At 72.4% G+C, this 13,929-nt stretch carries 8 protein-coding genes; 4 read left to right on the top strand and 4 right to left on the bottom strand.

Annotated features, from left to right (window positions below; translation table 11 throughout):
• The first annotated feature begins 10 nt into the window (after positions 1–10).
• A complete protein-coding gene (locus tag ABZ904_RS02430) occupies positions 11–1,198 on the top strand; it encodes a YihY/virulence factor BrkB family protein (RefSeq protein WP_360990023.1) in 1,188 nt (395 codons plus the stop codon).
• An 81-nt stretch (positions 1,199–1,279) separates the two neighbouring features.
• The gene (locus ABZ904_RS02425) at positions 1,280–1,969 is read left to right on the top strand and encodes a helix-turn-helix transcriptional regulator (RefSeq protein WP_360990026.1); all 690 of its coding nucleotides are present in this window, start codon (positions 1,280–1,282) and stop codon (positions 1,967–1,969) included.
• 138 nt (positions 1,970–2,107) lie between these two features.
• Here the strand turns inward: ABZ904_RS02425 and ABZ904_RS02420 are convergent, their stop codons facing one another.
• Positions 2,108–2,500: a VOC family protein gene (locus tag ABZ904_RS02420; protein ID WP_359401846.1), complete on the bottom strand. Its 393-nt coding sequence runs from the start codon at positions 2,498–2,500 to the stop codon at positions 2,108–2,110.
• A 72-nt stretch (positions 2,501–2,572) separates the two neighbouring features.
• On the opposite strand from ABZ904_RS02420, the gene ABZ904_RS02415 reads away from it, so the two are divergent.
• Positions 2,573–3,229, top strand: coding sequence for a ThuA domain-containing protein (locus ABZ904_RS02415; RefSeq protein WP_360990032.1), 657 nt, complete (start codon positions 2,573–2,575; stop codon positions 3,227–3,229).
• A 206-nt stretch (positions 3,230–3,435) separates the two neighbouring features.
• On the top strand, positions 3,436–5,061 hold the full coding sequence (locus ABZ904_RS02410) for a carboxylesterase family protein (RefSeq protein WP_359401852.1): 1,626 nt from the start codon (positions 3,436–3,438) through the stop codon (positions 5,059–5,061).
• A 72-nt stretch (positions 5,062–5,133) separates the two neighbouring features.
• Here the strand turns inward: ABZ904_RS02410 and mmuM are convergent, their stop codons facing one another.
• The 3 genes from mmuM to ABZ904_RS02395 all read right to left on the bottom strand — a co-directional run bounded on the left by mmuM (position 5,134) and on the right by ABZ904_RS02395 (position 13,253).
• Positions 5,134–6,066, bottom strand: a complete 933-nt coding sequence (gene mmuM / locus ABZ904_RS02405; protein ID WP_360990036.1) for a homocysteine S-methyltransferase — start codon at positions 6,064–6,066, stop codon at positions 5,134–5,136.
• Positions 6,067–6,141: 75 nt separating this feature from the next.
• Positions 6,142–8,877, bottom strand: a complete 2,736-nt coding sequence (locus tag ABZ904_RS02400) for a SpoIIE family protein phosphatase (RefSeq protein WP_361820687.1) — start codon at positions 8,875–8,877, stop codon at positions 6,142–6,144.
• Between the two features lie 95 nt (positions 8,878–8,972).
• Complete coding sequence (locus tag ABZ904_RS02395; RefSeq protein WP_359401858.1) at positions 8,973–13,253, bottom strand: HAMP domain-containing protein; 4,281 nt, start codon at positions 13,251–13,253, stop codon at positions 8,973–8,975.
• Between the last annotated feature and the right edge of the window lie 676 nt (positions 13,254–13,929).

Here is a 13,929-nt window from a genome sequence, read left to right as displayed (position 1 = left end):
CGGTTGAGGCGTGCAGTCAGCAGCAAAAGAGAACCCCGAGCCGCCGTCCGGCCGCCTCCACCGGGCACGTGCCCTCTACCGGAACGTCTCCAAACGCAGGACCGCCTGGCTGCTGCTGAAGGACACGGTCGACTCGTGCCTGGAGTACCGCATCCTCGGCCTGGCGGCCGAGGCGGCGTTCTTCACGCTGCTGTCCGTGCCGCCGCTGCTGCTGAGCCTCATCGGACTGCTGGGCTACGTCGACGACTGGACCGGTGCCGACACCATCCAGAGCCTGGAGAACAACCTCCTGGAGGCGTCCCGCACGGTCCTGTCCGACAAGGGTGTCGCGCAGATCGCCCAGCCGATCCTGCACGATGTGATGAAGGGCGGACGGCCCGATGTGATCTCCATCGGGTTCCTGTTCGCGCTGTGGTCGGGGTCGCGGGCGGTGAACGTCTTCATCGACACGATCACGGTGATGTACGGGCTCGACGGCACCCGGGGCATCGTGAAGACCCGGCTGCTCGCGTTCGTCCTCTTCATCGTGGCACTCCTGATCGGCTCGGTCGCGCTGCCGCTGATGGTGGCGGGGCCGGACGCGGTCGTGAACGTCGTGCCGTGGTCGACGACGGTCGTGCAGGTCCTGTACTGGCCCGTGGTCATCGTCCTGTCGATCGTGTTCCTGACGACGCTGTACCACGTGTCCGTGCCCGTGCGGTCACCGTGGGTGGAGGACGTGCCCGGGGCCCTGGTGGCCCTCGCGATGTGGGTGCTCGGCTCCTTCCTGCTGCGCATCTACCTGACCCACACCATCGAGGGCCCGACGATCTACGGTTCGCTGGCCGCGCCCGTCGCCGTGCTGCTGTGGATCGGTGTGTCCGCCTTCGCGGTGCTGGTGGGCGCCGCCGTGAACGCGGCCATCGACCGGGTCTGGCCGGCCGCGGCCACCGCGGCGGCCCGCGAGGCCAACGAGCGGCTGCGTCAGGAGCAGGCCGCGGAGTACGTGGCCCGCGCCGCGGCGGGCCGCCCGGACGACCCCGACGACCTCGACGACCTCGACGACCTCGACGACGCGGACGACCCGGACATGCCGTCCGAGTTCCCGGAGCGCTGGTCGCGCTTCCTGCCCCCGGAGGACGTCACCTCCCGCCTGCGGACACAGGTCCGCAGCGCCCCCCACCCGCCGCGGAAGGGTGACGACGGGCCGCGGGAGTGAGACGGACGCCCCGCTCCTCGCCCTCCTGGCGCGGGCCCGTTCCCCGCGAGCCCCGCTCGCCCGGGGCGTAGCCTGGCGGTCGTGTACGCGGAGAGGCCGTCACGGTTCACCGGAGCGGTGGTGTGGCACCGCACGCTTGAGCCCGCCGTGGTCCGGCCGGTGCTGCCCGACGGCTGCATGGACCTGCTGTGGACCGAGGGCAGGCTGCTGGTCGCCGGCCCGGACACGCACGCCTACCAGCCCGGGGGTCCGGCCGCGCGCTGGGCGGGCGTCCGCTTCCACCCCGGCACCGCCCCGGCCCTGCTGGGCGTTCCGGCGTACGAACTCCGTGACCGGCGTGTCGAGCTGGCCGATCTGTGGCCCGCCGCCGACGTGCGCCGGCTGACCGCGCGCGTGAACGCCGCCGCCGATCCCGCGACCGCGCTGGAGGAGATCGCGCTGGACCGGGCCGCGCTCTCGCCGGGGCCCGACCCGCTGCTCGGCGCGGTGGTCGCAGCCCTCGAAGAGGGCCGCTCGGTCGCCGCCACCGCCGATGAGCTGGGTCTGGGGGCACGCCAGTTGCACCGCCGCTCACTCGCCGCGTTCGGGTACGGGCCGAAGACCCTGGCCCGTGTGCTGCGGTTGCAGCGGGCGCTGGCGCTGGCTCGGTCCGGGGTGTCCTTCGCCGAGACCGCGGCTCGCGCGGGCTTCGCGGACCAGGCTCATCTGGCCCGGGACGTACGCGAGTTGGCGGGGATGCCGCTGGGTGACCTACTGGCCCGCGGTCACTGAGGCGGAGAACGGACCGGTTCCTTGACCCAGGAGCGAACCCGCCGCTGTCACAGAGCTCGCGACAGCCGCAGTAGGCGACGCTGCCGTGGCGACCTCGGTGTCCCCGTCGATGCCGAGGTCGCTTGTCCTTGGAACAGCTCAGTGCAGGGTCGCGAACAGGTCGACGCCGTTGCCGTCCGGGTCGTGCACGACCGCGTACCGCATCCCCCACACGGCGTCCCACGGCTTGAGCTCGCCGTGGTGACCGGCACTCACCAGTTCCTCGTAGAGATGGTCCACCTCGGCGGGGGAGTCGCACCGGAAGGCGAGGGAGACCCGGCCGCCCCCGCTCGGCGGCTGCCAGCCGGGATGGAAGGAACGAACGGTCTCCTCGGTGTCCAGGGCGAGCCGCAGCCCACCGGGCAGCTCCGCCTCGACATGGGGCAGGCTCTCGGCGCCCTCGGGGAAGACGAGCCCGAGGCGGCGGTAGAAGGCGAGGGAAGCGCCCAGGTCGGAGACGACCAGGCCGATCACATCGAATCGTGGAGTCATGCGGCCACCGTAGGCAGCCGGCGGGGGACGGGTCTTGAACGAATCGGACAGCACACGTCCTAGGCTCAGGCCATGGCCTTCCGTGTCCTCGTGTACACCCGCACCACCGACTACCGGCACGACTCCATCCCGGACGCCGTCGCCGCCGTCGGTGCCCTCGGGGCCGCGCACGGCTTCACGGCCGACGCCACCGAGGACCCGGGCGTCTTCGCATCGGGCCTCGGCGCATACGCGGCGGTCGTCTTCCTCTCCACCACCGGCGAGGTCCTGACCCCGCCGGGACGCGCCGGGCTGGAGGCGTACATGCGGGACGGCGGCGGGTTCGTCGGTGTGCACGCGGCCGCCTGCGCCGAGGACGACTGGCCGTACTACGGCGAGCTGCTGGGCGCCCGGTTCGCCCGGCACCCCGCCCTCCAGCCGGGCAGGGCGGTCGTCGAGGACCGAGGCCATCCGGCGACCCGGCACCTGCCCGCCGTGTGGGATTTCACGGACGAGTGGTACGACTTCCGTACCAGCCCGCGGAGTTCGGTGCGCGTCCTCGCCTCGGCAGACGAATCCTCGTACGAGGGCGCCGGGATGGGCGCGGACCACCCGCTGGTGTGGTGCCGTGAGCAGGGCGCCGGCCGGGTGTTCTACACGGCGCTGGGACACGCCTCCGAGGCGTACGAGGACCCGGACTTCCGCGCCCATCTCCTCGGCGGCATCCGCTGGGCGGCGCGGGCGGAGTAGGCGCCGTCCGCCGGTGCGCGTCACCGGCCGGCCGCCTCGCCGCCGCCGGTCTCCTGTGTCCCGTGCGACGAAGGAGACCGTCGTGCCGATGCGGATGTGGTCGCACTCTTGTCGGGACACGCGGACGCCTTCTGTGCGGCTCGGCGATCCGGGAAAGTGATGTGATGCGGTGAAACGGGCAGTCCCCGGCGTGTGAGGAGAGCCGTATGGAGCGCGCGGACGAGGTGGCCGGCAATCCGGCGAGTGCATCGGACCCCGTGGTCCGCACCCCCCACGGAGCCGTGCGCGGCCGCTACGAACAGGGGGTCGCCGTCTTCCGCGGCATCCCCTTCGCCGCCCCGCCCTTCGGCGCGCACCGCTTTCGCCCGCCCGTCCCGCCCGAACCCTGGGACGGCGTGCGGGACGCGGGCGCGTACGGGCCGACTCCGCCCAAGCCACCGTACTCGGAGGCCTTCGCCCGCTATCTGAGCGACCCGGTGGTGGCCGGGGACGACTGCCTCAACCTCAACGTCTGGACACCGGACCCGAGCCCCGGCGCCCGGCTCCCGGTGATGGTCTGGATCCACGGCGGCGCCCTGACCCGCGGCTCCTCCGCCGTGCCCGTCTACGACGGCAGCGCCTTCGCCCGCGACGGTGTCGTCCTCGTCTCCTTCAACTACCGCCTGGGCGTGGAGGGTTACGGACTCTTCCCGGACGCCCCGCCCAACTCCGGGCTGCGCGACCAGCTCGCCGCGCTGGAGTGGGTGCACGACGCCATCGCCGCGTTCGGCGGTGATCCGGACCGGGTGACCGTGTTCGGTGAGTCGGCGGGCGCCATCAGCATCGGCGCCCTGCTGGCGAGTCCGCGCACCCGGGGGCTGTTCCACCGGGCCGTGCTGCAGAGCGGGCCGCCGGAGTCGACCGACCGGGACCGGGTCCGGCGTCTGGTGCGCCGCATGGCCACGAAGTTGAAGGTACCGGCGACGGCGGCCGCCTTCGCCCAGGTGGACCGCACGGTGCTGGCCGACACCCAGGCGGAGGTGGGCCGCCGGGCCAGCCCGATCCTCGGCGGACCCGCCTTCGGGATCGTCGTGGACGGCGACCTGGTGCCGCGCGACCCGCTCGAAGCGCTGCTCGACGGTGCCGCCCGGGACATCCCCCTGCTCATGGGCTGGACCAGTGAGGAGCACCGGCTGTGGCTCGCGCCCACCGGGTTGATCGAGCGCATCGACAGACTCGGCGCGGTCGCCATGGCCGGCGCGATGGCCCGCTGCCACTGCGGCCCCGACGTCCCGCGCGGCTACCGCAACGCCCACCCGGACGCCCCCATCTCCGACCTGGTGGGCCAGATGGTCACGGACTTCCTGCTCCGCCGTCCCCTGCACCGCCTGGCCGGTTCCCGCGCGGGCGAGAGCGACGCGCCGTGCCATGTCTACGAGTTCGCCTGGCGCTCGGGTCTCCCCGGCCTCGGCGCCTGCCACGCGCTGGAGCTGGGCTTCGTCTTCGACAGCGCGGATGTGCCGGAAGCGGCGAAGCTCGCCGGCCCCGACGCGCCCCGCGCACTCGCCCACGAGATGCACTCCGCATGGGTGCGCTTCGCGACGGACGGCGACCCGGGCTGGCCCGCATGGGACGACAGCCACCCGGTGCGGATCTTCGGCGGCGACGGCGACCCGGTCGTACACGGCCCCCGCGACGGCGAGATGGAGCTGTGGGAGACCGCGTCCACACCTCCGGCGCCGGCCTCCGCGCCGGGTGCGGGCAATGGTTCGCTGCTGGGGGGCGCGGTGCCGCTGTCGGCGGTGCGCCGTCTGCGGCGGCCCGGGGGTGTGCGGCGCAGCGATGCGGAGTGACACCGCGCAGCGGTGTTCCGGCGTCGGTGGCTCAGGCCGGGGCCGGCGTGGTCCGAAGTGCCACCGGGTGGCTCAGGCCGGGGTCGGCCGAAGCGTTTCGGCGATCGAGGCGATCTGCCGCGGGCCCACCCGGCAGCACCCCCCGATCAGCCGCGCCCCCGCGTCGCGCCAGCCCGTGACCCGGGTCGTGGCGAAGGTGGTGCGACCGTCCCAGGCGCGTGCCCGGGCGTCCCAGGTCTCGCCGCTGTTCGGGTAGACCACCACCGGCTTGCCCGTCACCCGCGCGGCCGTCTCGACAGCGGCGTCCACGTCCCCGGGCGCGCAGCAGTTGACGCCCACCGCGATCACCTCGTCCGCGTCGGCGGCCAGGGCGAACGCCTCCCGAAGCGGCTGTCCCGCACGCGTGCGGTCGCCGGAGACGGTGTAGGACAGCCAGGCCGGCACGCCGAGCCCGCGTACCACCCGCAGCAGCGCTTCGGCCTCGTCCGTGTCCGGGACCGTCTCCAGCGCCAGTACGTCCGGGCCGGCCGCGGCCAGCACCTCCAGGCGGGGGCGGTGGAAGGCCTCCAGCTCGGCGACCGTGCGGCCGTAGCGGCCCCGGTACTCGGAGCCGTCCGCGAGCATCGCACCGTACGGTCCCGCGGACGCGGCCACCCACAGCGGCCGGCCGGCGCCCTTGGCACGCGCCCGATCCGCCGCCTCCCGGGCCAGGTCCACGCTCTGGGCCAGAAGACCCGCTGCCCGCTCGCGGTCGATGCCCCGCCGTGCGAAACCCTCGAACGTCGCCTGGTAGCTGGCCGTGATCGCCACGTCCGCGCCCGCCTCGAAGTACGCGAGGTGCGCCTCGGTGATCGCCTCCGGCCGCTCCGCGAGAAGCCGCGCCGACCACAGTGCGTCGCTCAGGTCGTGCCCGGCGGACTCCAGCTGGTTGGACATGCCGCCGTCGAGGACGAGGGTCCCGCCGGCCAGGGCGTCGGCGAGGGCGGGAGCGGTGTTGCCGGTCATGTCATGACGCTAGTCGATGCGCGGGTGGCCGCCCCGGGGATGTCCAGCACGTGGGCGTGCGGCCCGCCCTGCCGGTCAGGCGACCCGGATGCCCACGATGCAGGTGTCGTCGTCCGTGTCCGACTTGCTGTAGGTGAGCAGCCGGTCCAGCTGCTGGTCCAGCGTCGGGGGCACCGTACGCGCGGCGGTCAGCAGCTGGGCGAGCGACTCCTCCACGGACCGGTCACGGCGCTCGATCAGGCCGTCCGTGTACATCAGCAGGGTGTCGTCGACGGCGAGCTGGACCTCGTGCTCCGCGTACGCCGCCTCGGCCACGGCCCCGAGCAGCAGCCCCTTGACCAGGGGCAGCGTGGCCGCCTCGCCGCCGCGTACCAGGACGGGCGGCAGATGGCCCGCCCTGGCCCACCGCAGGGTGTGGCGGTCCGGGTCGTACAGGCCGCAGACCGCCGTGGCGGTGACGGCGCCGGTCAGATGGTGGGCCACCATGTTGAGCCAGGACAGCAACTGGCCGGGTCCCGCACCCGTCACGGCGAGTCCGCGCAGCGCGTTGCGCAGCACGACCATGCTGGTCGCCGCCTCGATGCCGTGTCCCGCCACGTCGCCCACGCTCACCAGCACCAGTCCGGACGGCAGGAGGACCGCGTCGTACCAGTCACCGCCGACCAGTTGTTCCGTCTCCGCGGGCCGGTAGCGCACCGCCACCTGGAGGCCGGGAGCCTCCAGCGGCGCCTGCTCCGGAGGCATGATGGCCTGCTGCAGCTGGAGGGTGAGCCGGTTGCGTTCGCTCGCCTGCTGCTCGGTGTGCGCGAGCTGGTCACGGGTCGCGGCGAGCGCGACCTCGGTCCAATGCTGGGCGGAGATGTCCTGGTAGGCGCCGCGCACCACGAACAGGCGGCCGGCGGAGTCGAGTACGGGCTCGGCGACCACGCGCATATGACGGGTCACCCCGTCGGGACGCTGCAGCCGGAAGGCGGTGGACGCGGGCCGCCGCTGGTGGAGCAGGGTGCGCAGGAACCTGCCGATGGCGACGGCGTCGTCGGTGTGGGCGTGGGCGGGCAGGTCCTCCAGCGGCACCGGGGAGCCGGACGTGGGCTTGCCGTAGAGGCTGAAGAGCTGGCCGTTCCAGGTGATCTCGCCGGTGAGCAGGTTCTCCTCGAAACCGCCGATGCGGCCGAGGCGCTGGGCGTGCTGGAGCAGGCTCGCGAGACGTGCCGTCTCGTCCTCGATGCGCCAGATGAGCAGGACGCTGCCGCCGTGCCGGCTGATGTTGATGTCGGCCACCGCCGCCAGCGGCACATCGTCCACCAGTGCGGTGAGCCGCATGCGGCGGGCGCGGAAGGGCTCGCCCGTGGCGTAGACGCGCTCGACCCGGTCGAAGAGCTCGCACTCCCCGGCGGCCATCGGATAGGCCTCGAGCAGCAACGCACCGTTGACGACGCCGCGCGGCCGGCCCGCGGGGTCCAGGAACCGGCTGTTGACATGCTGGATCCGGAAGTCGACGAGCTCGCCGTCGGCGTCGAGGTGCGGCACCAGCACAAGGGCGGGGTCGTGCAGCCCGTCCGCCAGGTCCATCAGCTCCGCGACGTCGGGCAGGACGCGGGGCCTCGGGGTGCCGTCGGGGTGCTGGAGCGCGTAGGTCTCCAGGGTGTGGGCGCACAGCTCGGCCAGCGCCTCGACCTGACGCACTATCTGCGGGGGCTGCGGATCAAGCGGGACCGGCCAGGCGATCTCCAGCACGCCGTGGATCCGACCGCCGGTGCCGGCCGGCAGGGCGACCCTGCCGCCGTCGGGGTGGTGGTGCTGGCCGATGGAGGGCACACCGGTCCGGGACAGGGAGCCGATCCACTGCCCGGCGCGCTCGGCGAGACCGCGACGCGCCACGGTCGTCACACCCGGCGGCACGTACCGCCAGCGTGCGGCCTCCGCCGAGGAGAAGCCGGCACTGCCGGCCAGCGTGAGCGAGCCGTCGGACCCCGCGGCCCAGATGGCGACGGCCACCGCACCGAGCGGAGTCAGGGCGTGCTCCAGCAGGGAGTCGGCGACGGCCTGTGTGTCGTGCGCGGCGAGCGCCCCGCTCTCGGCGGCCCGCAGCCGTACGGCGGAGGATTCGCCCGCCGGCCCGTCGCCCGCTTCGGATCCCTCCTCGTCGCGGGCCTCGGTGGCGACGGCCAGAAAGGCGGCGGCGACCTCCGACAGACGGTCCCGCGAGGCCTGGTTGATGACGTCGACCGCGAATTCGAGGGGGGTCACACCCGCCTGTTCGGTCAACTCGGCGAGCTGCCGGGCCGCTTGTACCGGTCCGCAGCGCAGCCGTTCGACCAGGATGCCCTTGGCGAGTTCGATCAGGGCCCGACCGTCCGCCTCGGCCTGCGCCGCCCGCACCTCGCGGCGCAGCCGCTCCACGGTCGCGGCGAGCCTGCCCACGGGAGTGGCCGACCGGTGCCCGTCCTCATCGACGACCCCGGCCCCGCCCACCCCGTCGGCACGTACCGGCTCCGCGCCGACGGAGGCCACGGCGACGGACTCGACGCCGATCAGCGCGGTGCCCGTGGTGTACCCGGTCTCGGCCGGGGCGACGAGACCGGGCCGTGCGCCTGCCGGGGCCGGCATGCCCGGATCGCCCTCGGCCGGGCCGAGGGCTTCCTGTTCCGTGCCGGCCGGGGCCAGGCCTCCTCGCTCGGTCGGCGCCCCGTGGTCGCCGCCCGCCTCGGTGGCCGCGGGTGCCTCGGAGCCCGTCGAGCCGGCTGTGGCCTGCTCGGTGCCCGCCGGGTGCGGCCCCGTCTGCTCGGGCGGTTGTTCGGGATTGGTCACGGTCGGCCCGTTCCTCGGCTCGGACGTCCGGGGACGCCACGCGGAGGGCGCCGGTCGGCGCCCGGTCGGCTGGTGCGCACTGCGGGTGTCCCCCCTCAGACGCGCAGCCAGCGTCGGACACAGGCGATGAGGTCGTTCGTGTCGACGGGCTTGGTGACGTAGTCGTTCGCACCCGACGCGAGGCTCTTCTCCTGGTCGCCCGGCATCGCCTTCGCGGTCACGGCGATGATGGGCAGGTCCGCGTACTGGGGCATCTTGCGGATCTCGGAGGTGGCGGCGTAGCCGTCCATCTCCGGCATCATCACGTCCATCAGGACCACCGCGATGTCCGGGTGGGCGAGCAGCGTCTCGATGCCCTTGCGGCCGTTGTCCGCGTGCAGCACCTGGAAGCCGTGGAGCTCCAGGATCCCGCTGAGCGCGAAGAGGTTGCGCGCGTCGTCGTCGACGACGAGCACCGTACGGCCGAGGAACGCGTCGTCCACCGGCTGCGCGGCCGCGTGCTGCGGCTCGTCGGCGCGGACCAGGGACAGGACGTCTCCCGGCTCCTCGGCCGACAGATGCAGCGTGATGTGCTCGCGCAGCTCGTCCAGACTGGACAGGAAGTCCAGCGGCCGGCCCCCCGAACGGGAGCGCAGGTCGTGTTCCTGGGCCGGGTCCACCCGGTGCCCGCTGTGGACGAGCACGGGAACGCTGGCCAGCGCGGAGTCGCCCTGCATGGCCTCCAGGAACCGCGCGCCCTCGTCGTCCGGCATTCCGAGTTCCAGGACGACGCAGTGGCAGGGCTCGGCGGCCAGTGCGCTCGCCGCCTCCTGCGCGCCCACGACGGTGATGATGTCGATCGACCCGCGCGGGTCACCGCTTTCGCGATCGTGCGCTATGTCGGTGACGGCGCTCTCCGCGACCAGGGTCAGCAGACCGCGCGGGCGCTCCTCGACGACCAGCAGGCGGCGCCGCCGCTGCCCGGTCGCGCCCGCCGGGGCGTACTCCGCACGCGGCACCGGCACCACCTCGGAGGGGACCGCGGACCAGGGCTGTTCCGCGGACCGGCCGCTGCCGTCCACCTGCTCCTCGAAGTCGGCGCGCGCCACGGGCAGATACAGCGTGAACGTGCTGCCCTGACCGGGTGTGCTCTCGACCGTGACGGCACCGCCCAGCAGATGGGCGATCTCCCGGGTGATCGACAGACCGAGGCCGGTGCCCCCGTACTTGCGGCTGGTCGTCCCGTCCGCCTGCTGGAACGCCCCGAAGATCGTCTCCAGCTGCTGGCGGGGGATGCCGATCCCGGTGTCCTTCACTCTGAACGCCACGATGGTGCTGCCGCGGTGGACGCCCGCGGGCACCTCCGGGTCGGCGGCCGGTTCGATGCAAAGCTCCACGCTTCCCTGCTCGGTGAACTTCACCGCGTTCGAGAGCAGGTTGCGCAGAATCTGCCGCAACCGGGAGTCGTCGGTGAGCAGGTCGGCCGGGGCGCCCGGCGCGGTGGTCACCGTGAACTCCAGGCTCTTCTGCGTGGTCATCGGCCGGAAGGTCGCCTCGACGTACTCGAGCAGCTGCCGCAGCGAGACCCGCTCGGGGGAGACGTCCATCTTGCCGGCCTCGACCTTCGACAGGTCGAGGATGTCGTTGATCAGCTGCAGGAGGTCCGATCCGGCGGAGTGGATGATGCCCGCGTACTCGACCTGCTTCGGGGTGAGGTTGCGCGACGGGTTCTGCGCCAGCAGCTGCGCCAGGATCAGCAAGCTGTTGAGCGGGGTGCGCAGCTCGTGGCTCATGTTCGCCAGGAACTCGGACTTGTACTTGGAGGCCAGCGCCAGTTCCTGCGCGCGGGTCTCCAGTTCCTGCCGGGCCTGCTCGATCTGCAGGTTCTTGGCCTCGATGTCGCGGTTCTGCGAGGCCAGCAGGGACGCCTTCTCCTCCAGCTCGGCGTTGGAGCGCTGCAGTTCGTCCTGCTGGACCTGCAACTCCTCGGAGCGCGCCTGGAGTTCGGCGGTCAGCCGCTGGGACTCCTCCAGCAGCTCGTCGGTACGGGCGTTGGCCACGATGGTGTTGAGGTTGACGCCGATGCTCGGCATCAGCTGGCCCAGGAAGTCCTGGTGGATCTGGGTGAAGCGGGTCACGGAGGCCAGTTCGATGACGCCGAGCACCTGGTCCTCGACCACGATCGGCAGCACCGTCAGGGCGGTCGGCACGACCTGGCCGAGCCCCGAGGAGATGGTCACGTAACCCGGCGGAAGCTCTTCCACGCTGATGGCGCGGTGGTTGCGCGCGGCCTGCCCGACCAGCGAGCGGCCCACGGGGATGCGGGCGGGCCGCTCGACGTCGTCGGGGTATCCGTAGGAGCCCACGAAGCGGAGTTCGGCCCCGCGGTCGGTCTCCTCCGCGAGATAGAAGGCGCCGTACTGGGCCGACACCAGGGGCGCCAGCTCGTCCATGATCAGCTCGGCGACGACGGGCAGTTCGCGGTGGCCCTGCATCAGGCCGGAGATCCGGGCGAGGTTGGTCTTCAGCCAGTCCTGCTCCTGGTTGGCCCGCGTGGTCTCGCGCAGGGACCCCACCATGGAGTTGATGTTGTCCTTGAGCTCGGCGACCTCGCCGGAGGCCTCCACGGTGATCGAGCGGGTCAGGTCGCCCTCGGCGACGGCGCTCGCGACCTCGGCGATCGCGCGGACCTGCCGGGTGAGGTTCCCGGCCAGTTCGTTGACGTTCTCCGTCAGCCGCTTCCAGGTGCCCTCGACGCCCTCGACCTCGGCCTGCCCGCCGAGCCTGCCCTCACTGCCCACCTCGCGGGCGACGCGGGTGACCTCGGCGGCGAACGACGAGAGCTGGTCCACCATCGTGTTGATGGTGGTCTTGAGTTCGAGGATCTCGCCCCGGGCGTCGACGTCGATCTTCTTCGACAGGTCGCCGTTGGCCACCGCGGTCGTCACCAGCGCGATGTTGCGCACCTGGCCGGTGAGGTTGTTGGCCATCGAGTTGACGTTGTCGGTGAGGTCCTTCCAGGTACCCGCCACGTTCGGCACGTGCGCCTGTCCGCCGAGCCGGCCCTCGGTACCGACCTCGCGGGCCACACGGGTGACCTCGTCGGCGAAGGCGGACAGCGTGTCGACCATCGTGTTGATGACGTCGGCGAGCGCGGCGACCTCGCCCTTGGCCTCGACCGTGATCTTCTGCGACAGGTCGCCGCGCGCCACGGCGGTGGCGACCTGGGCGATGGAGCGGACCTGGCCGGTCAGGTTCGACGCCATCACGTTGACGTTGTCCGTCAGGTCCTTCCAGGTGCCGGAGACACCCCGGACGATGGCCTGTCCGCCGAGATTGCCCTCGGTGCCGACCTCGCGGGCGACGCGGGTGACCTCGTCGGCGAAGGCGGAGAGCTGGTCGACCATCGTGTTGATGGTGTTCTTGAGTTCGAGGATCTCGCCGCGGGCGTCGACGGTGATCTTCTGGGAGAGGTCGCCCTGGGCGACCGCGGTCGCCACCTGGGCGACGTTGCGGACCTGGGCGGTGAGGTTGCCCGCCATGAAGTTGACGGAGTCGGTCAGGTCGCGCCAGGTGCCCTTCACGCCCTTGACGTCCGCCTGTCCGCCGAGGCGTCCCTCGGTGCCGACCTCGCGCGCGACGCGGGTGACCTCGTCGGCGAAGGCGGAGAGCTGGTCGACCATCGTGTTGATGGTGTTCTTGAGTTCGAGGATCTCGCCGCGGGCGTCGACGGTGATCTTCTGGGAGAGGTCGCCCTGGGCGACCGCGGTCGTCACCTGGGCGACGTTGCGGACCTGGGCGGTGAGGTTGCCCGCCATGAAGTTGACGGAGTCGGTCAGGTCGCGCCAGACACCGCCGACGCCGGGCACCTGGGCCTGACCACCGAGCCGGCCCTCGCTGCCGACCTCGCGGGCGACGCGGGTGACCTCGTCGGCGAAGGCGGAGAGCTGGTCGACCATCGTGTTGACGGTCTCCTTCAGCTGAAGGATCTCGCCGCGCGCCGGCACGTCGATCTTCTGTGACAGATCGCCCTTGGCCACCGCCGTGGCCACCTGGGCGATGTCACGGACCTGGGTGGTGAGATTGCCGGCCATGGCGTTGACCGAGTCGGTGAGATCGGCCCAGGTGCCCGAGACCCCCGGCACTTCCGCCTGACCGCCCAGCGTGCCCTCGGTGCCCACCTCGCGGGCCACACGTGTCACTTCCGAGGTGAAGACGGACAACTGGTCCACCATGCCGTTGAACACGGTGGCGATGTCGCCGAGCAGGCCTTCGCCGTCGGACGGCAACCTCGTGCCGAAGTCGCCGTCCCGTACGGCGGTCAGCCCTGCCAGCAGCTGGCGTAGCTCCTGCTCACCCGGCGCCCGTTCCACGGTGTCGATCGTCTTGCCGCTCATCAGCACCCTCGTTCCGCTCCCCAAGAGCCCTCGCACCGAGGACTCGGAACCGCGCCGGGTCCGCGAACGGCCCCGCTCATCGCCCCCACATTTCCGCAGATCACGGATATGCCAGATGAGAAAAGCGATCGCAGATTAGCTCAGTTGTCGTGTGACAACCAAAGCAGCCGGCAAAGATACCGGCTCGCGGAGTCAGTATGGCCGCGAGGTGCATGCCCACGCGGACTATGGGGTACTCGTCCGAATTTCGCCCGGGGCCGCACGTCACCCGTCCGGCCCACAGCGATGCGGCGACGGCCACCTCCCGCCGACCGGTCCTGCGCCGGGACCGGAGCCCCGCCGGACGCGCCGGCCGGCCATCTCCCGGACGAGAAGCGGCAGATGGCGCGTACGTTCTTCGCGGGGCGACGGGGTACGTGGGTCTGGTGCGCGAGGCGCCGGTGGCGCAAGATCTGATACCGGAGGGTGTTTCACGTTGACGGCGGCCCCTCCGGCGGAGGCCGTGCCTCCGGGCGTACGAGTCCGTCCACAGCCCCTGGGGCGTCCCGACCGGAACCGGGGCGTCCCAGGTTCGCGTCGGCCCGCGACCGCGGCGACACTTCGGCGGACACCGAACCAATGGGCCTCTACGGTGGGGCACATGACCGAGTCCGCTCCGCCCCGGCCCGCCGACGTC

It is taken from the genome of Streptomyces sp. NPDC046900 (assembly GCF_040644975.1).
In the GTDB taxonomy this organism is placed as follows: domain Bacteria; phylum Actinomycetota; class Actinomycetes; order Streptomycetales; family Streptomycetaceae; genus Streptomyces.
Note: the sequence above shows the minus strand (reverse complement) of the source record. Positions and strands in the feature narration are given on the sequence as shown.